This window comes from Paenibacillus nitricinens, assembly GCF_052056485.1.
GTDB lineage: Bacteria > Bacillota > Bacilli > Paenibacillales > Paenibacillaceae > Paenibacillus_AQ > Paenibacillus_AQ nitricinens.
On the sequence record NZ_CP183948.1, the window covers coordinates 469,688 to 488,775 of the forward strand.

Here is a 19,088-nt window from a genome sequence, read left to right on the forward strand (position 1 = left end):
CTTATAGATGACATTACCCTTAAAAGATTAGGTTGATACCATTCTAACATTCTAAATACTGGAACTCTTTCTTTGTACTGCTTGCCTGGATTGGAATCTCCATGCGGCAATGCTCAGCAAGAATAGGAAGGCGGCAAAGCCGGCAAGTACCCCAGCAGTTTGTGCTACTTTTAAATGGTCCATAGACCAGCCCATAAATAGGGGCAGCAGAGCTCCACCGACACCTCCAGCAGCGATCATTATGCTGGGTGTTGATTCTTCGGCTCCTGGCAGCATCTTGCTGGAGAAGACTAAAGCTATGGAGAAAATACCGGACATAAATAGCCCAAGTAGCATAATTACGATGAATGCAGCTAATCGATTTTCTGTGAACGGAAAAAGAGCCAACAGTAACAAGGTCAGTAAACAGCTACATAAAATGTATACACGGTAAGAAATTTTCTCTGCAATCACTCCAGCAAACAATCTTCCCGTAGACATAGCTAGCCAAAAGAAAGTGACTGTCAGCGCCGCCGCAGATTCTGTCATTCCTAGCTTGGCGATAAAGATGGCGGGCATAAAGTTGACCAGACTCATCTCCGTACCTACATAGAGAAAGAAGAAAAGAATGAAGATACCCAGCAGAATCCATTGTTTCCCTTTATACGGAAGCTGTGTGCTGGACTGCGAGGAATGCGGGGATGCTGAGACTTTGCGAGGTGCTCGCTCGTCTAGTATACGTTGCAGATTCCCGAAATGGCCTCTTCCCCAGAGAATGAGGGAAAGTAATGAGAAGCAAGCGACAATTAGAAATGTCAATCTCCATGCTCCGGTAGCAATGAGCGGACTGGCGATAAGAGGCATTAGGAGTGCCCCTACCCCAAAAAGGACTTCAAGTCGGCTCATCGCGATCGCGGTTCCTTCTGTCACAGCTCCGATAATGATGGTGCCGATGACGGCTTCGATCATACCGAAACCAAAGCCAGCCGCAACAGCAATGACATACATCCATCCCCAAGGTGGCAGAAAAGCATATGCAATTTCAGCAGTCAGGAGAAGAGCGGTGGCGATAATGATGCCTCCTCGTTTGCCAAAACGGCGATTGAGTAGGGGAGAGACAAGCACACCAGCCAGAAAACCAGCGAATTGACTAAAGATTAATTGCCCGCCGGCACTATAATTTTGGTCATAATGCTGTAACAGAACGGGAAGAATAGATCCCAGTACGACATGAGCAAGTCCAATGACAAAGTAGGAAAGACAGCCGATCCAAATCAGTTTTTTCACGAAGTAAGCCCCTTATATTGAATGTAGTTTATGGAGTAAGGTCGGATTCAATGTGAACCTGAAGGGTACATTATAATAAGCACCATTGTTATGATAAATCCAAACGGTGAGCTTGGATATATAAACTTTTGTTTACATGCTTGAAGGGAGAGATTTACGTAATGGATAACAAACAACTGGAGCAACTCATTATTAAAGCATTGGATGCCAACAAGTTCGGTTCCTTTAGTACGATCGAAGAAGGAAATAAGCCGAAAGTACGTTATATGGCTATTTTCCATGAGGGTTTGAAGATTTATTTAGCTACGAATCGCAAAACTCATAAGGTGGAGGAATTATCGAATAATCCGAACGCCTTTTTGCTGCTTGGATATGAGTCAGGCGGAAGCAAAGATGTGCTGGAGATTGAAGCCACCGCTGCCGTTTCTAAGGATGAAGGGCTGCGCACAAAGGTATGGAACAAAGAGCTGGAGCCATGGTTTACAGGACCCGATGATCCTAATTATGTGATTCTTGAACTTACTCCAACGCGTATTGAGTATGTTGGCAGTAATAAAGAGCACGGCGTGTGGACTCCCTAAACCAATTTAAAATCGTTTCCGAGAGCCTTCCTATCCCCCACGGGTTTAGGAGGGCTTTTTTTAAAAGATAAGTCCCTGAGTGTCCTGTTAAAACATGTTATAATGACTTCAACTTTTTACGTAATTTCTCAGGGGAGGACTTAAAATACATGACCGTTACTCTGTTATATATTGAAGATGATCATGAAATCGGCAGCGTCGTGTCTGCGGATTTAAGTGAGCGTGGTTATAGTGTGCGTTGGCTGCGGAGCGGGGAGGGAGCGACGGAGGAAGCTTCGCCTTGTCAATTGGCCATTCTGGATGTAATGCTTCCGGGTCTGGATGGCTTTACTGTCGGACAACGATTGAAGCGGGCGTACCCTAAACTTCCGATCTTGATGCTCTCCGCACGGACTTCCATTGATGATAAACTGCAGGGGCTTGAATTCGCGGATGATTATTTGACGAAGCCTTTTCATCCGGATGAATTGGCAGCCAGAATTGAAGTGCTGCTCAGGCGGAATGGGGCATCTGTTCAGGATTCGCTCACGCTTAAGCACCTAATCGTATATGAAGGAGATAACCGGGTAATAAATGCTCAGACTCAGGAAGAAGTCATGCTTACGGGTAAGCAATTTCAGATTTTTTCTTATTTGCTGCGTCATCTCGGCCAGATTATGACGAAGGAGCAGATTTATGAAGCCGTCTGGGGAGAAGCCTATCTCGAAGGGGATAAAACTTTGATGGTACATATACGATATTTGCGCGAAAAGTTAGAACTTGATCCGGGCAATCCGGAAATTATAGAAACTGTCCGGGGGATTGGATATCGGGTAAGAGCATGAGTGGGTTAGGGCGCATTCGTAAGCAGCGCAACTCCTCTTTGCTGTCGGGATATTTGCTTATTATCGTTTCTGCACTGCTTTTTATCCCTGTGGTTCTGCCGTTATCTTTTGTTCTCTACAATATGGTTAATGAAGTGACTAAAGGGGCTCCACCTGTAGATACCTCTTTGTATTCGAGTGTTGCAGCGCTGGAGGCCATGTGGCATAAAGAGGCGCTTCAATTGGAAGATGCTTCTTCGGAAGGCATAAATAAGCGGTTAGATGAACTGAGCCGGAAATACACTGAGGCTACTATGTTTTGGGTAGATGGGCAGGGAATGACCCGATTGATTCTCACACCTGATAAAGGCAATCCGGATCATGGCAGCGGAGTTCCGGAGCAGTGGACTGCGGCTGAGGCTATTTATTTTATGAAAGAAAGTACAAAGCGTGATCCTTTAGCCATCGTCGCCTTCATGGGAGATCGAGTGGATGCGGGTAAAGGGTTTATGGTAATGCAAATTCCAAACAAGCTGCTCAACAAAGGCGCTTATGGGGGAGTCGGGGCTTGGGCTTTGTATTACTTTGTGCTCTTTGTACTTTTTGGAGGGTTCGCACTGGTTTCTTTGCTGTTCTTTAGAAAAATACGCAAACGGCTACTACAGCTGCAAACCGCGATGACAATTACGGGACCGGATAGAATGCCTAAGTCTATTATGACGGGCAAGCTGGATGAGATTGGAAGACTGGAGGAAGCTTTTAACACGATGGTGGCGAAGCTTGACGAAAGCCGAAAGAGGGAAATCGAAGAGGAAGAGCTGCGTAAGCGTCTAGTATCCAACTTATCTCATGATTTACGTACACCACTAACGGTTATTCGCAGTCACATCCATGTAATGACTAAAGAGAGCTTAACCCCGCAAGGACAACAGTCCTTAGAGTTAATGGATAAGCGTATAGCAGATCTTAGCGTCTTGATTGAGAATCTTTTATCCTATAATCTTCTCAACAGCGGACGGATCACTTTGAAGCGGGAGCGTAAAGATGTCTTGCGCTTGTTGCGGGAAAGTGCTGCTGCTTGGTACCCCGTATGGGAAAAAGAGACCTTCGAGATCGATATTGACCTGGAGGCTGAACCGCTGTTCTGGATGGTGGATGAGGTCTGGTTCCGCCGTATTCTTGATAATCTATTTCAGAATATTGTACGTCATGCCAGCAGTGGTCTTTATGTAGGGATTTCTATGGAGTCCCGTAATGGGAAACGTGTTATTTTGATTACGGATCACGGCAGAGGTATCCAGAGTCCATCCGATTACAAAGGGGCAGGATTAGGGCTGTCCATCGTGGATCTGTTAATGAAGCATATGGAGTTAGAGTGGGATATGGAGAGTACAGGAGATGGTACCTCTATTGTAATCTTCAATCCACGGGATGAAATTTAAACAAAACTTAAACTTCGTGCCGCCTTGTTCTTAACCTTGGGACGTTATGCTAATTACCGAGGTGAGGAACATGAAAGAAACAGTGATTGAAACGAAGGATTTATTAAAAAAATACCGTGGCCGGGCTGCGGTAGAAAATTTAAATTTGAATATCCGCAAGGGAGAAATCTATGGTTTTCTAGGCCCAAACGGGGCTGGAAAAACAACGACGATTCGTATGCTGCTTGGACTGATCACTCCGACATCAGGAGGGATTGAGGTGTTCGGCCAGGATCTTCGCAAGCATAAGCTGCAAATTTTGCGGAAGGTAGGGTCGCTTGTCGAATCTCCATCCTATTACGGGCACTTAAGCGCTGTGGATAATCTTGAAGCCATCCGCCGTATTCTTGGTGCTCCGAAGTCACGGATTGCTGAGGTGCTTGATATTGTTTCCTTAACAGGGGAAGAGAAACGTCCAGTGAAAGGGTTCTCTCTCGGGATGAAGCAGAGACTAGGTATTGCTGCTGCCTTGCTCGGGGAACCGGAGCTGCTTATTCTGGATGAGCCGACGAACGGACTTGACCCGTCAGGGATTCAGGAGATTCGCGGACTGATTAAACGATTGCCGCAGGAGCAAGGGATTACTGTCGTAGTATCCAGTCACTTGCTTAGTGAAATTGAGCAAATGGCGGATACCGTAGGGATCATTCGTCAAGGGCAAATGGTATACCAAGATAGTATAACGAATCTGCAGCGGCAAGCCGGGGGAGAAATGCGGTTAGCAGTCTCGGACCCGGAGGCCGCGCTGCGCCTTGCTGAAGAACGGGGATACACAGGGATACTTCAAGACCAAAAGCTAGTCTTCTCCCGGATGATCGATGCAAGAGTTGCCTTGCTAGTCAAAGCCTTGGTAGAGAACGGGCATGCTATTTATCGTGTAGAGGAGCGGAGACAATCACTTGAGGACTTCTTCCTGCAGGTTGTAGGAGGAGAGGAATCATGATGTGGCGGGCACTGTCGGCGGATTGGCTCAAAATCCGTGGCAAGGGACTCTGGTTTCTAGTGTTTCTTGGACCGCTTGGACTTGTAGCCATGCAAGGCCTAAACTTCGGCCTTCGTTATGACTATCTTCGTGAGCAGTATGGCGCGGATCTATGGGGTGGGCTTCTGAACAATGTGGCTGCCTTTGTGCCCATTGCTCTTTTTCTCGGAGGGACCTTAGTATGCTCGTTGATTGCAAATGTAGAACATCAGATGAGCTCGTGGAAGCAGCTCTTGGCGCTACCTATCTCACGTACTTCAGTATTTATGGCTAAGCTGGTCTTATGTTTGGCGCTAGTGGCGGTTTCTTGTTTGCTGCTCTCGGTGGGTACAGTTGGTTTAGGGCTTGTTTTAGGCTTCAAGGTCGAACTGATACCATATTTGGATGTATTACGAATTGGCTTTATGTCCTTTATTGCAGCGTTGCCGGTTATCGCTTTGCAACTGTGGCTTTCTCTGGCTAACCGTAATCAGACATTGCCAGTTGCTCTTGGAATAACCTTATCTCTGGTGTCTATCTTCTCCATGTTACTTTCGGAGTGGGTCCCTTTAACATGGCCATATATGGCTTGGGAATCTTCGCATCGTCTCTTATTTAGCGGTGCAGGGTTGCTGCTGGGGCTGCTGATTCTTTTGCCGGGTGCACTGCACTTCGCACGAAAGGATGTGGATTAACGATGAATACATTTTGGAGAGTGTTGTCGGCAGAACGATTAAAAATGTCTAAATCATATGTCTGGATTTTAGTTATAGGCAGCCCGATTTTAGCATTACTTCCCGGGGCATTGGCAGATAATCAAGGGGAGAAGATGAGTTGGGAACTGCTGTTAAATGTGATGTCCATGATGCATGCCTTGCTGTTTCTACCTGTGCTCTCGGGTATTTTTGCAGCGCTGATCTGTCGTTATGAGCATCATGACGGGGGCTGGAAGATGCTGCTGTCTCTGCCTGTGACTCGGTTATCAGTGTACCTCTCAAAATATGTGATGATTATCGGATTGCTGGCTGCGGTTCAACTAACGTTTCTGGTGATGGTACTAGGGATGGGCTTATTCCGAGATGTTCCAGGATCAATTCCCTGGTCGCTGCTACTAAGCTCGGTATTTGGCGGCTTTATTGCCTGTCTGCCACTCGCTGCACTGCAGCTGGCAATCTCTCAAGGCTGGAGCAGTTTTGGCGCACCGCTGGCGCTTAATGTGAGTCTGACCATTCCTAATATGCTGATCGCCAATTCTTCAACCTTTGGCCCCTATTATCCTTGGGTACAGCCGATGTTGGCTATGATGCCGTATGGTGATGACACGTTTGGTGCTTTTAATTTACCGTTCGAAACGCTGATGATAGTAGTGGGCGGTAGTTTTATTGTATTTTTTGCGGCAGGACTACTCTCCTTTTATCGTAAAGCGGTCTGATTTACAGCGATTCTTATAAACGCCTTCTCGATGGACATCCAGAGCTGGTTTTCATATAATTGAGGAACACAATCAGCAAAGCTGACTAGCTGGTGGAGGAGGCGATAGCATGGAGCCAACGGCATTAGAAGATTGCGATAACACATGCAAGGGTTCGGAGCTTGAACCGGAATCCATTGCATTGATTTTGCCTGACCGAGAAATAACGGATAAAATGGCAGAGATGTTCAAAGCGTTGGGTGATCCCACACGAGTGAGGCTCATTTACGCTTTGTCCCAGCAAGAATTATGTGTACACGATTTGTCCGTGATCCTTGATATGGGACAATCTGCGATATCCCATCAGCTCCGTTATTTACGGAATTTACGAATTGTGAAGCGTCGTAAAGAAGGAAAGACGGTATTCTATTCGCTCAACGATGCGCATGTAGAGCAGATTTTTCTGCAGACCCATGAGCATGTCCGTCACGAATAGCTGGGTATTAAGTATTTTTTTACATCAAAAAAGGGAATCTCAAAAGCCATGTAATGGCTGACGGGATTCCCTTTTCTTATAGATATCGTGAAGCAAGGGTTTAGTTTGTTAACTAGATTGATTTAGGTTGCTCGATACGGTTGGTTTTCTAAAGGATAGAGCCAGCCAGAGACAATGCACAGCGAGTACGAGAAGAATGAATAGATCGATCCCCATATATTCGCTTGTATTATCGTTACCAACAAACTGAATCAGATTATGTACAAAATGAAACAATATCAGCGGTAGAATATTATTATTTTTCAGCATCAACAAAGAAAGCACAAAACCGATCAGAACAGAATATACGAGCTGTAGGAGGATTTGCGTCATGTCTGTACCGGATAAAGCATTAAGTAAGTGGGTAATAGAGAAGAGTATGCTTGAAGTAATCACAGCCGTTTTAGCGCCCTTAGTGAGTAAAGTCTTGAAAATCAATCCGCGGTAAATACTTTCTTCTACAAAGGCTACAAGCAGGGTGAAGAAGATAAAGAACAACACCTCAGACGTACTGATCTCACGAAAACCTTTAAAGGATATGGTGATCAGGACGACAGCTAGAGGTGCATAATAGATCCACCTCCCAGAGGAAATGGTATTCAGAGGACGGAAGCCAAGATCACTCCATTTGTTCTTAACCGTGAAGTAGATGATCAGTACAAGTGCGATTGGAATAAAGGAGATCAGTACAGGGGCGGTATACGAAAGCTCTTTGATTGTAGCGTAAGTTCCGGCGGCAGATACCGCTAAAAGTAACAGCACCTCAATAATAACAACGGTCCAAACAGGGTGTTTCTGTGAAAAAGAAGACGTCTTGGCTAGCTTTGACATGGTATATATTCATCCTTCCTTCTGTGTAATTTAGTTGCCAATCCATCTCGGATGCAATCATACATGATTTACCATATTTTCACGAAAAGGTCAATTTATTTAATTTTTATGGGAGCGGAGAAAAATGGTGTATATCCCGTATTGACCTTCAAAAATAAAGGGAATATAATAGCAATAAGAAAACATATGAACAAGTGCTCATATATGGTTTTTATTTGAGGAGATGTGCCGTATGGATACGATGCAAGGAAAAGTAAAACGTCAGTGGGAATTAGAAGGCTTAGATTGCGCCAATTGCGCAAGGAAAATTGAAGATAAAGTGAGTAAAATCGAGGGCGTATCGTCTTGTTCCGTTAATTTTGTTACGAAGACAATGACGATGGAAACCGCCGCAGGTTATGAGGAATCGGCGATTGTAGAAGCAAAGAAAACGGTGAAGGCACTTGAGCCCCATGTAAATGTAAGAGAGAAGGCTCAGGGCAGTCGCAAGCTGCAGAATAACAGTAGTCACAAGCATGGGGAGGATCACAAACATGGCCATGAACATGATCATCAGACTGCAGACGGACATAAGCATGATGATGCGGATGGTCACAGCCATGGCCACAGCCACGAGCATGGAGTAGGTGATACCCGTAAGATTCTACTGCGGTTAGGTGGCGGTGGGATACTTGCGCTTGCCGGAATATTCTTACCGGTAGAGGGTGTAGTAGAACTGCTGATTTTCTTAGCAGCCTATCTCATCGTGGGCAGTGAAGTTGTCTGGCAGGCGGTTAAAAACATTATCCGGGGTCAGGTGTTTGATGAGAATTTCTTGATGGCTCTTGCAACCATCGGTGCTTTTGCGATTGGTGAGTATCCAGAGGGCGTAGCGGTTATGCTCTTTTACCAAATCGGCGAGCTGTTCCAAGGTCTAGCAGTAAACCGCTCACGCCGATCTATCACAGCACTTATGGATATCCGTCCTGAATTTGCTTATCTTAAGCTTGGAAATGATCTGAAAAAAGTCTCTCCCGAGGAAGTAGCGATCGGTGATTTGATTGTTGTGAAACCGGGTGAGAAGGTACCTCTGGACGGAACGATCCTTGAGGGTAACGCTATGATGGATACATCAGCACTTACCGGGGAATCTGTGCCGCGTTCGGCTGGACCAGGAAGTACGGTATTAAGTGGGTTTATTAACCGGAACGGTGTTATTACGATGCAAGTCACTCAGACCTTTGGAGAATCAGCGGTATCCAAAATTCTGGAGCTAGTGCAGAATGCTTCGAGCAACAAGGCCAAAACGGAGAACTTTATTACTAAATTTGCACGGGCTTACACCCCTGTAGTAGTGATCACAGCAGTACTGCTAGCTGTCATTCCTCCACTAGTGATTAGCGGGGCGACCTTTTCAGATTGGATTTACCGGGCGCTTGTCTTTCTAGTGATCTCCTGCCCATGTGCGCTTGTGGTCTCGATTCCACTTGGTTTCTTCGGAGGGATTGGTGCAGCTTCACGCAGTGGGATTCTGATTAAAGGAAGCAACTATCTTGAAGCATTGAATGATGTGAAAGTAGTTGTCTTTGATAAGACCGGAACATTGACTAAGGGGCAATTTAAGGTTACAGGAATTTATCCGTCAGGTGGCAAATCTAAGGATGAATTGCTGCAGACAGCTGCTTATGCGGAGAGCCATTCGAACCATCCGATTGCCGAATCGATTAGGGCGGCTTATGGAGAACAGATTTCTAAGGAAGCGATCTCGAATTACAATGAAATTTCCGGTCATGGGATCGAGGTTTCGATTGAAGGCAAGACTGTACTTGCAGGTAACGCGCGTCTGATGGAGCGAGAAGGTATAGCTTATGAGGTGCCAGAGCAGAGTGGTACAGTTGTTCACATCGCGGTGGATCATCAGTATGGGGGTTACCTGGTGATTGCTGATGAAGTGAAGGAGGACTCGCAGCAGGCTATTCAGAGCCTCAAGAAGCTTGGCATCCGTAAAACGGTGATGTTAACTGGCGATGCTTCTTCTGTAGCTGAAGATGTTGGGAAGCGGTTAGGTGTAGATGAGGTACACGCGGAGCTTTTGCCGCAGCATAAGGTAGAGGCCATCGAGAAGCTGGATCGTGAAAAGTCACATCGCGAGAAAATTATTTTTGTCGGTGATGGAATTAACGATACCCCAGTACTAGCTAGAGCAGATGTTGGGATCGCAATGGGCGGACTGGGCTCCGATGCTGCGATTGAAGCGGCAGATATTGTAATTATGACGGATGAACCTTCGAAGATTCCTGTTGCTATCGGAATTGCCAAGCGTACACGGATGATCGTATGGCAAAATATTATTTTCGCTTTAGGTGTTAAAGCTATATTTCTTATTCTCGGCGCATTTGGGATTGCCACGATGTGGGAGGCTGTCTTCTCTGATGTTGGGGTAACCGTGCTGGCTGTACTGAACAGTATCCGAGCATTAAAGGTTAAAGATCAAGGATAAAAAAATCGCTCTTTAGGGTATTGGTGTTATCTACCGATCCCTAAAGAGCGATTTTTCCGTTTGCAGGAGATTAAATGCTGTCTTCCAAATGTAGGCTCTCAATGCCTGAGCGAACAATGCTGCAGGAGGCGTTGAATTTCTCCGCTTCTTCGGTGTTTAGGTTAAGCTCCAGTAGTTCTTGAATTCCAGTGTTGCCAATAATGGCAGGTACGCCGGTACATATACCACTTTGCCCGTACTCTCCATCCAGAATTGCGGATACGGCAATGATCTTATGCTCATCATTCAGAATGGAACGAGTAATGTAAGCCAGTGCGCTGCCAATACCGAAATGTGTGGAGCCTTTTTTGGTGAATATCTCCCAGCCCGCATCTTTGGTCTTGCGGGAGATGTCCTCCAGATCCAGATGGTGGAAGCGTTCACGATGCTGATCCATAATTTGCAGGATGGGCTTGCCGCCAATCGTCACATGTGACCAAGCTACAAACTGGGATTCACCATGTTCTCCAAGTGCGTAGCCGTTAACGCTGCGTGGATCTATGGAGAACACATCAGACAGTAGTGTCTTAAGGCGCGAGGAGTCAATGGAGGTTCCTGTACCAATAATTCTATGGCGAGGAAGCCCTGATATTTTCCATACCATATAGGTGACAATATCGACCGGATTAGCGGCGACTACGAATATTCCATCGAATCCCCCAGCCATAATGTTGGTAATAATTTCTCTAGTAATAACTGCAGAGGCTTCCAGGACGTCAAGTCTTGTCTGACCAGCCTTTGGATTAGCGCCAGCGGTTAAGATAACTACATCCATTCCTGCGCAGTCGCTATGGGTTCCGGCATACACCTTGGTGCGTGTGCTTGTGAAATCCATGCAGTGTGAGAGATCAAGTGCTTGTGCCATAGCGCGGTCATAGGTGCGGTCGATCATCATGATCTCGTCGCAAATGGCCTGATTAACCATGGAGTAGGCGCAGCTGGAACCGACCATTCCGGCACCGACGATGGCAACTTTTCTTGATTTGCTTTTCAATTGCCTTGACCTCGCTTTCTATTGTTAGTATGCATATATTTTAACGTATCCCTCCAGAAGTTACCTAACATCGGACATAAAAAAATGTTGTTTACTTTAAGGTATTCATCCGCGTAAGAAGCCATCTCAATCGTATGAATTGAGATGGCTTCTTAGAATATCAATATATACTTATGACTGTAGGGACTGTGCCTCCGAGGAGGTGATAGCTTTATAACGTTTGTACATAAAGAATCTCCAATGAAGAATCATTCCGAAGGCCAAGATGAAGAATAATCCACCGGACTGAGGGATACTAACATAACTATTAATAAATTCATGGAGTAAGGTGCGAACTAAAAGGAGGCCGAGCAGAATGAAAGCAAAGCTCTTTGAACGCTGAGCATAAATTTGTCCATCCCGTTGTTCGAAGTTTGTGCTGCGTATTAGAGGATACGCAAAGATGAACCAGCCAATTAGAAAGGCGAGCGCTGCCCACCACCAAGGGAACCTAACTTCAGGTACAACGAACATGGCAAAGCCAGTCGACATCCCGAGAGGTGGAATCCATATTTTTCGAATGGTAACCGGACGTGCGCTAGCTTTTAGCCGAATAAAAATAACCATTAGCGCCATGAGCAAGGTCCCTATAGTGGAGCCGATATGTAGGAGTGAGGGGTTGATGCTACCCATGATTCACGACCTCTCTATGATTTGAGTCACTTGTATCTTCATTATAACAGAAAAACGATGGCAGAACATTGAAGTGTAGCCGCTGTATGGAGGTAGTAGCTCCATAAAAAGCACTGCATACTACTTTAAGTAGAAAGGGGCCGAAAACACCAAATAGCAGGTCAAGGTAGTTAACCTTGACCTGCTATTTTTAATAATATAAGTAGTCCAATAGTTATTGGTTCAGCCTAAGCTTATGAACGGCTACGTCCACTTGTCGAGCGAAGAATAAGGCTGACGATAAAGATCAGGACAATCGCACCGATCAAAGAAGGGAAGAAGTAGAAATCACTTACTTTAGGTCCCCAGCTTCCCAGAAGCACGCCGCCGAGCCATGAACCGATAATACCAGCGATAATGTTACCAATAACCCCGCCTGGAATATCTCTGCCCATAACCAGACCCGCTAACCAACCAATAATCCCACCAACAATTAACATCCATAAGAAACTCATGTTACTTCAACTCCTTCGTTTTGTTGTTTTCGATGTCTACTATTAACCTTGCCAATCATGTTTAAACCACTTGTAAAAACTTACATGTTCCGGGATAGTTAGGAAATGGCCTTAAAATACGCGTTCGATAATGTATTACAACTATAAACATGCTATAGTGAAAAAATATTATGAAATACTGCGTAAGCTGCTATTAGTAAAGGGTAATTAAGAAGTAAATACACTATATACAAACAAAGGAGTCGCTACTATGGAACGGCCTAATGAAGTATTGTTTTATGTGGGAACGTATAACCCTGAAGGTGAGGAAGCTATTCTACTATGCTCACTTAGTCCTTCATCAGGGGAAATGAAGATTCTAGAGGGTACTAAGGGTATTGAGAATCCATCGTTTTTAGCAGTAAACAGCACAGGCAGCGTGCTCTATGCGGTTAGTGAGAAGGATGAGGGCGAGGTCTATGCTTTTGCTGTTAATCCTGTTACTAAAGCGCTGAGTCCACTTGGAAGTCGTCCTACGGAAGGTGGCGCTCCTTGTTATGTCTCGATTAGTCCTAAGCAAGATTACATATTCGTCTCTAATTATTCCGGTGGCAATGCCAACGTATTTCCTGTAAATGAGGATGGTTCGCTTCAGGTCATGTCTGACCAAGTGAAGCATGTGGGTTCAGGAATTCGTGAAGACCGTCAGGAAGCTCCGCATCCACACTCTGTTATTCCGGATGGAAGCGGTAAGCATATCTTGGTTTGCGACTTGGGATTGGATCAAATTCTGATTTATCGCCTTGAAGAAGGTAAGCTGTCTAAGCATCGGGAGATTGATCTCCCACCAGGTTCAGGCCCCCGTCATCTGGCAGTACATCCTTCAGGACAATGGATTTACCTGGCGAATGAACTAAACTGTACAGTTACGGTGTTTGCTAATGATGAGCAGAATGGAAACCTCAGCATTTTACAGCATGTCAGCACGCTTCCAGAGCAATATAATGCGGGTAGTGACGATACAGCTTCCGATATTCATGTATCGCCATGTGGTAAATTCTTGTATGTCTCAAACCGGGGACAAGACAGTATTGCCTTATTCCATATTGAGGGTTCAACTGGTCATCTTGAAGCGGTAGATTGGCAGGTTACAGGCGGACGTACTCCGCGTAATTTCGCCATTATTGGTGGCAAGCTGCTCGCTGCGAATCAAAATAGTGATATTATTACTTCGTTCTCCATCGATAGTGACAGTGGCAGATTAATTCCTACAGGGAATGAGTTGAAGATTAAGACACCGGTTTGTATTCAAGCCTTGTAGGCTGGCAATAGGTTATTGTATGTTTCAATATTAGGGGCTATTCCCCGAAATTCATCAAAATAAAAGGCCTTCCAATCAGCTGTACATGTGCTGAGGGGAAGGCCTTAAAGGTATAATAGCAAGTTACCTTAAAATATATTTCGAATTCCTAGATCGTAAAATCCAATGTCATCTAGCATGATTTTATCTCCCTCGGCTTCAAGGTAGAAGGTGATTTCCGTCAGGTTCTCAGGCTCTAGCTCAGGTTCCTCCTCTTGAAACTGTTCGAACGGCATCTCATAGGTTTGAAATACAGCTTCGGACAGATCACCGTACTTCCCATCATTAATCCGTTCTTCAAGCCATGGGAATAACGTGAACTGAGTTTGCGGCAGTGGCAAAATATCCATTACCACACTTAACGGCAAGCGTGCTGAGGTATCATTTTTGTCGGTTAACTCAACCTCTACATTGGGAGGTAGCGGAATACTTAGTTCATCTTTGATATCACCATTGAGGTTTGCTAAGGAAAATGTAAGGCCATCTGCGTCTGAAAGGGCCATTTCAGTAACAACACTATCTTTAAGCTTAATGTTGTAATAAGCTTCCTCGTCTTTTTTGGCTGTACGTTCAAGAACGACACCATATGTGGCTTTGCTCTTCGATTCACGATCCTTCGCGAGCTCTTCCGACCAGGATAATCCGGATGCTTCTGCTGTTCCGAGATTAACGGTATTCTTGTTGCGATCCTCGTCAAATGTGGCTACTGGCCGATATCCCCCATCCTGGAATCGATTGTAGTAAGTGGTCTCCGGCAGCCATTTCAGTCCGCTGCGGTAATCCCGGAATAAGCTCTGGTATTCGTCTTTTCCATGCAAAGTGGTCTCCAGAAAAGCTGACACATACACTTTAGCGATTTGCCGCTGCTTGTCTGCACCCATAATTTGCGCTCGATTTAAAAAGAGGCCAGCAGGTAATGTCTGATCATATGCGCCCCAATCGCTGTTGAATTGACTGTGATTGGCGTCCGCAATATACAGCGAGCTTTTGAAAGCAGAGGACCCTTGGGAATAGGAAGTACGTATATACTGCCGGTCACCATAGAAATCATGTACATCCCCATCACGAGCCCCTTGGAGCGTCAAATAGTTGACATCCTTGAGAAGGGCTTGCTGATCGTCTATCGTTTTGTCCGTAGGGGCAAGGGCGATTACAGAGGCTATATTAAAACGATCTGCTGCCTTCATCACGGGATCATTTTTGAACCAGCGATCGGCATCTACTGCCATAGCAACAGCTTGTCCTCCACGGCTATGGCCGAGCAGGGCGGTTTTTGTGAAATCTATCTTTTGATAAAAAGGATTGTCTGGTTCATCCGAGAAAGCTGCTAGCTGCTCCAGGTGTTTTAGAATGATCCAGGTCCGTACTTTGAAATCATTGTCCGGAATACCGGACCAAGCAGAATAGTTCAGAAAATTCTCATCCAGGGAAATTGCGATAAACCCCCGGCTGGCCAAGAGTTCACCGAGATAAGCATAGCCTCCGTCAGAGTAATCCTCCATCATATGATTTCCGTGCACCATCAGAACTACCGGATAGGGACCTTCGCCCTCAGGCATCCATACTCGGCCGTTCAGTGGAAGTGCATTATAATTGAAACCCCAGAATAAAGTGCGGAGTTTTGACCAATCCTTAATATAAGCAGAAGCATCTACTGTAGAAGAGATCACATTGGTATCCTTGCCGTATTCGGTCCGATGCAAATCCTTACCGCTGGCATAAGTGAAGGTCTGATAGGCTTGATTGCCAGGTTGTGACGGACTTGCGGCTGTTAATGGAATTACATCGGAATCACTGATATCAATGGGTTCTAAAGTAGGTAGTTCCTGCACTCCGTTTGCCAGAGCAAGTTGGGAAAAAGTCACCGTAATAGTAAGCAGAAGTCCCATAGTTATTCTTTTACTGCGCAGCAGACCGATGGCTAATCCGCCCAAGGCACCTAATACTGATAGTAGAACAGCAATGACAGCCGCAGCTTCAATCTCAAAATCTGCGTAATATAAGATTAGTAGAATCGCTCCAACATCGCTCAATACACAGCCTGCGAATAGACGCGGGATGCGCAGTCCGGTCAACGCGATCAGGCCAGCAATGATATTGCTGGCAATGGCCAGCAGAATAGTACTCGTCCCTGCAGCAAGTGCAATATCTGTTGGCACCCCTAATCCAGTGGGGATACCTAATACGGCAGTGGTGAAGGCCAAAAAGCAAACGATCCAAAGACCAGCGATTGCTGTCCTCCAGACCGTTGTATCATAACGGTAAGTTCCCCTAATCCTTCGACTAATTTCTTGAGTCATTCTCCTATGAAGCCGTGGTCTTATCGGCGCAGGGGCGTACTCTAAATCCATACCCATGATATTCTCACTCCCGACATTAAGCGGTAATTTCTCTAGACCATAAGCTGTAGCAATAATATTACTTTATAGCATCAATAACAAGTGGATCTTACAGGAACCCACACCATTGCCTGTATAGCGAGGGGAATTGAAAGATTCCTTTGTCATTGGTTGGAAAAAAAGGTTTGACACGGTTAAAGGGTTTCAGTATTATATCCATATAAACCAACTAAGTAGATAGGAATAATTGAAGAAAGTTCTTACCGTACAGACGGAGGAACGCCTGCATTAGGCTCGCAGACACGTGTCATAGGACCGGTTTGACTTGCCATACGTGGGCTTTCCTCCGTTCTTTTTTTACGAAAGAAATGAAGGCAAGAAAAACATGGGGGAGTGGGAATGATGAAGAGAGCTATGAATAAAGGGCTTCTTGTAGGATTTACCTTGTTGTTGACGGCAGGACTTACTGCTGCTTGCGGCGGCAATAACAATAGCGGAAATAGTGCTAGTTCGGCAACGGACACACCAGCAAAAACCAACACAGCGGAGGCCACGAATGCTGCTGAAGCTACAAAAGCGCCATCCAAAGATCCAGTAGAACTACTGAACGTATCTTATGACCCTACTCGCGAATTGTACGAGAATTATAATAAAGCTTTTGCTGCCTATTGGGAGAAAGAAACAGGACAGAAGGTCACGATTAAACAATCCCACGGTGGATCGGGGAAACAAAGCCGTGCTGTGCTTGATGGTCTGGAAGCGGATGTTGTGACATTAGCACTTGGTTATGATATTGATGCATTGCAAGAAAAGGGCCTTATTAATGAAGGTTGGCAAAGTAAATTTGATCATAACAGTTCACCGTACACCTCGACGATCGTATTCTTAGTACGCAAAGGAAATCCAAAAGGAATCAAAGATTGGCCAGATCTGCTTAAGGAAGGCGTAGAAGTGATTACACCGAATCCGAAAACATCAGGTGGCGCACGTTGGAACTACTTGGCGGCGTGGGGTTACGCGCTAGACCACAACAATAACGACGAAGCTAAGGCTGAGGAATTTGTAAAAGAATTGTTCAAACATGTTCCGGTGCTGGATACGGGTGCGCGCGGTTCTACGACTACTTTTGTAGAGCGTGGAATTGGCGATGTGCTGATTGCATGGGAGAATGAAGCTTATCTTTCTGTAGAAGAGCTTGGTCCAGATAAATTCGATATCGTGAATCCATCTGAGAGCATCCTGGCCGAACCGCCGGTAGCAATAGTAGATAAGGTTGTGGATAAAAGAAATACGCGTGAAGTGTCCGAGGCTTACTTGAAGTATCTCTATACGGAGGAAGGACAAAAAATCGCAGCTGAGAACTACTACCGCCCGACGCTAGAAAGCGTGAAAGTACAATATAAAGATAAGTTCCCGGAAATAAAGCTCTTCACATTGGCTGATAAATTCGGAACCTGGAAAGAAACGCAAGAGAAGCATTTTAACGATGGCGGGATCTTTGACAAGATTTATGTGCCGGGTGCTAAATAACAGATTAATAAAACGGAAATTATATTTTTCTTTAAGTGCGTGTTCAAAAAGTACGGTTTTCAGCACCGAGAAGATTGAAAGAAGGTAGAAACTGAGGAGCGGAGCGTAGTGGAAGCTACGCCTGAATTCAATATTCGATGTCGAGTAAGCTTCTTGGGATACTTCGTGATCAAAAGTGGACTTTTTGAACAACCTCATTAAGAGATTTGTCCCTAGTAAGGGGCTGATCGGCTAACCTGCCGAAGGCGAGAAAGGATGAATAGGGGATGAATGTCACCGCAACGACTACAGCTGTATCGGCGACAACGCGACGAAAGATACTACCCGGTTTTGGGATAACGATGGGGTACAGCGTACTTTATCTGAGTCTCGTGGTACTCTTGCCACTCTCAGCATTGCTGTTCAATTCTACTGGGCTGAGCTGGGCGAAATTCTGGGATGTAGCTACTGATCCGCGTGTATTGGCTTCGTATCGTGTCAGTCTGTCTACGGCAGCGGCCGCTGCTTTTGTGGATGCTATTCTAGGTCTCTTGCTAGCGTGGGTACTAGTGCGTTACGAATTTCCGGGTAAAAGAATATTTGATGCGCTGATTGATCTTCCGTTTGCTTTACCGACAGCTGTAGCTGGTGTCTCCTTGACGGCTCTTTATGCCACAAATGGCTGGATCGGGGCGTGGCTTGAGCCACTAGGATTAAAGGTGGCATTTACTCCGCTTGGCATTACCCTCGCCTTAATGTTCATCGGAATACCGTTCGTCGTGCGAACGGTACAGCCGGTGCTGGAGGATTTGGACCGAGATATGGAGGAAGCCTCGGCAACCCTCGGTGCAGGCCGCTGGAGAACCTTTCGTTCAGTAGTACTGCCTGAGCTGTTCCCGCCGTTGTTAACAGGCTTTGCTTTGGCATTTGCCCGTGGTATTGGCGAATTCGGCTCTGTCGTGTTCATCTCCGGTAATATGCCGATGAGAACGGAGATTGCGCCTTTGCTTATTATGTCCAAACTGGAGCAGTATGATTATGCTGGTGCTACCGCCGTTGCGTTGCTCCTGCTTCTCATTTCCTTCTTAATGCTGTTAGTCATTAATACGCTCCAGCGTTGGGTGCGTAAGACTTCTCGGTAAGTTCTTTCGGTGTTACTCCTTATTTCTCTAATGTTTTTGTATTAGAACTTGCTGAGCGAGCACTAGCGAAGCTACACTCTAACAGGTAAATGACGACTTTATTTTAGGAAGCATACTTGCTTCCGTGAAAATGCGGAATCTTCCGTTAGATAAAGTACCCGAAGAGTAATTTGGGTGTTGGAGGAGCGATAGCGATCTCGGTGTTTGAAACT

The 19,088-nt window shown here is 45.6% G+C and carries 17 protein-coding genes; 11 read left to right on the forward strand and 6 right to left on the reverse strand.

The genetic code is table 11. The annotated features are described in order from the left end of the window. Positions 1-51: 51 nt before the first annotated feature. On the reverse strand, positions 52-1,266 hold the full coding sequence (locus tag ACN6KS_RS02095; protein WP_440961226.1) for an MFS transporter: 1,215 nt from the start codon (positions 1,264-1,266) through the stop codon (positions 52-54). Positions 1,267-1,427: 161 nt separating this feature from the next. Between ACN6KS_RS02095 and ACN6KS_RS02100 the strand changes: the two genes are divergently transcribed. The 7 genes from ACN6KS_RS02100 to ACN6KS_RS02130 all read left to right on the forward strand — a co-directional run bounded on the left by ACN6KS_RS02100 (position 1,428) and on the right by ACN6KS_RS02130 (position 6,999). After that, the gene (locus ACN6KS_RS02100; protein ID WP_440961227.1) at positions 1,428-1,847 is read left to right on the forward strand and encodes a pyridoxamine 5'-phosphate oxidase family protein; all 420 of its coding nucleotides are present in this window, start codon (positions 1,428-1,430) and stop codon (positions 1,845-1,847) included. Positions 1,848-1,996: 149 nt separating this feature from the next. After that, on the forward strand, positions 1,997-2,671 hold the full coding sequence (locus ACN6KS_RS02105; protein WP_094877905.1) for a response regulator transcription factor: 675 nt from the start codon (positions 1,997-1,999) through the stop codon (positions 2,669-2,671). Beyond that, entirely contained in the window at positions 2,668-4,092 is a 1,425-nt protein-coding gene (locus tag ACN6KS_RS02110; protein WP_440961228.1) for a histidine kinase dimerization/phospho-acceptor domain-containing protein, read from the forward strand. Before ACN6KS_RS02105 ends, ACN6KS_RS02110 begins: the two co-directional genes overlap by 4 nt. Positions 4,093-4,162: 70 nt before the next feature. Continuing rightward, positions 4,163-5,074, forward strand: coding sequence for an ABC transporter ATP-binding protein (locus ACN6KS_RS02115; RefSeq protein WP_094877907.1), 912 nt, complete (start codon positions 4,163-4,165; stop codon positions 5,072-5,074). Beyond that, positions 5,071-5,787, forward strand: a complete 717-nt coding sequence (locus ACN6KS_RS02120; RefSeq protein WP_094869694.1) for an ABC transporter permease — start codon at positions 5,071-5,073, stop codon at positions 5,785-5,787. Before ACN6KS_RS02115 ends, ACN6KS_RS02120 begins: the two co-directional genes overlap by 4 nt. Before the next feature lie 2 nt (positions 5,788-5,789). Next, the gene (locus ACN6KS_RS02125) at positions 5,790-6,524 is read left to right on the forward strand and encodes an ABC transporter permease (protein ID WP_094877909.1); all 735 of its coding nucleotides are present in this window, start codon (positions 5,790-5,792) and stop codon (positions 6,522-6,524) included. Positions 6,525-6,633: 109 nt separating this feature from the next. Then, positions 6,634-6,999, forward strand: coding sequence for an ArsR/SmtB family transcription factor (locus ACN6KS_RS02130; protein ID WP_094869696.1), 366 nt, complete (start codon positions 6,634-6,636; stop codon positions 6,997-6,999). A gap of 108 nt (positions 7,000-7,107) precedes the next feature. Here the strand turns inward: ACN6KS_RS02130 and ACN6KS_RS02135 are convergent, their stop codons facing one another. Further along, complete coding sequence (locus ACN6KS_RS02135) at positions 7,108-7,869, reverse strand: CPBP family intramembrane glutamic endopeptidase (protein ID WP_280787168.1); 762 nt, start codon at positions 7,867-7,869, stop codon at positions 7,108-7,110. Between the two features lie 232 nt (positions 7,870-8,101). Between ACN6KS_RS02135 and ACN6KS_RS02140 the strand changes: the two genes are divergently transcribed. Then, positions 8,102-10,348: a heavy metal translocating P-type ATPase gene (locus ACN6KS_RS02140; protein WP_094877911.1), complete on the forward strand. Its 2,247-nt coding sequence runs from the start codon at positions 8,102-8,104 to the stop codon at positions 10,346-10,348. A 70-nt stretch (positions 10,349-10,418) separates the two neighbouring features. On the opposite strand, the gene ACN6KS_RS02145 is transcribed toward ACN6KS_RS02140, so the two are convergent. The 3 genes from ACN6KS_RS02145 to ACN6KS_RS02155 all read right to left on the reverse strand — a co-directional run bounded on the left by ACN6KS_RS02145 (position 10,419) and on the right by ACN6KS_RS02155 (position 12,547). Beyond that, positions 10,419-11,381 (reverse strand): L-lactate dehydrogenase, encoded by a 963-nt coding sequence (locus ACN6KS_RS02145; protein ID WP_094877912.1) that lies wholly within the window; start codon positions 11,379-11,381, stop codon positions 10,419-10,421. Positions 11,382-11,552: 171 nt separating this feature from the next. Beyond that, positions 11,553-12,053 (reverse strand): CcdC family protein, encoded by a 501-nt coding sequence (locus tag ACN6KS_RS02150; protein ID WP_094869700.1) that lies wholly within the window; start codon positions 12,051-12,053, stop codon positions 11,553-11,555. A gap of 233 nt (positions 12,054-12,286) precedes the next feature. Next, a complete protein-coding gene (locus ACN6KS_RS02155) occupies positions 12,287-12,547 on the reverse strand; it encodes a GlsB/YeaQ/YmgE family stress response membrane protein (protein WP_094869701.1) in 261 nt (86 codons plus the stop codon). Between the two features lie 250 nt (positions 12,548-12,797). Here ACN6KS_RS02155 and ACN6KS_RS02160 point away from each other — a divergent pair, with 250 nt between their 5' ends. After that, positions 12,798-13,847 (forward strand): lactonase family protein, encoded by a 1,050-nt coding sequence (locus ACN6KS_RS02160; RefSeq protein WP_094869702.1) that lies wholly within the window; start codon positions 12,798-12,800, stop codon positions 13,845-13,847. A 128-nt stretch (positions 13,848-13,975) separates the two neighbouring features. Here the strand turns inward: ACN6KS_RS02160 and ACN6KS_RS02165 are convergent, their stop codons facing one another. Further along, positions 13,976-16,186, reverse strand: a complete 2,211-nt coding sequence (locus tag ACN6KS_RS02165) for an alpha/beta hydrolase family protein (protein ID WP_440961229.1) — start codon at positions 16,184-16,186, stop codon at positions 13,976-13,978. 441 nt (positions 16,187-16,627) lie between these two features. On the opposite strand from ACN6KS_RS02165, the gene ACN6KS_RS02170 reads away from it, so the two are divergent. After that, on the forward strand, positions 16,628-17,755 hold the full coding sequence (locus tag ACN6KS_RS02170; protein WP_094869717.1) for a sulfate ABC transporter substrate-binding protein: 1,128 nt from the start codon (positions 16,628-16,630) through the stop codon (positions 17,753-17,755). Between the two features lie 266 nt (positions 17,756-18,021). Next, entirely contained in the window at positions 18,022-18,876 is an 855-nt protein-coding gene (cysT, locus tag ACN6KS_RS02175; protein WP_076285184.1) for a sulfate ABC transporter permease subunit CysT, read from the forward strand. The last annotated feature ends 212 nt before the right edge of the window (positions 18,877-19,088 follow it).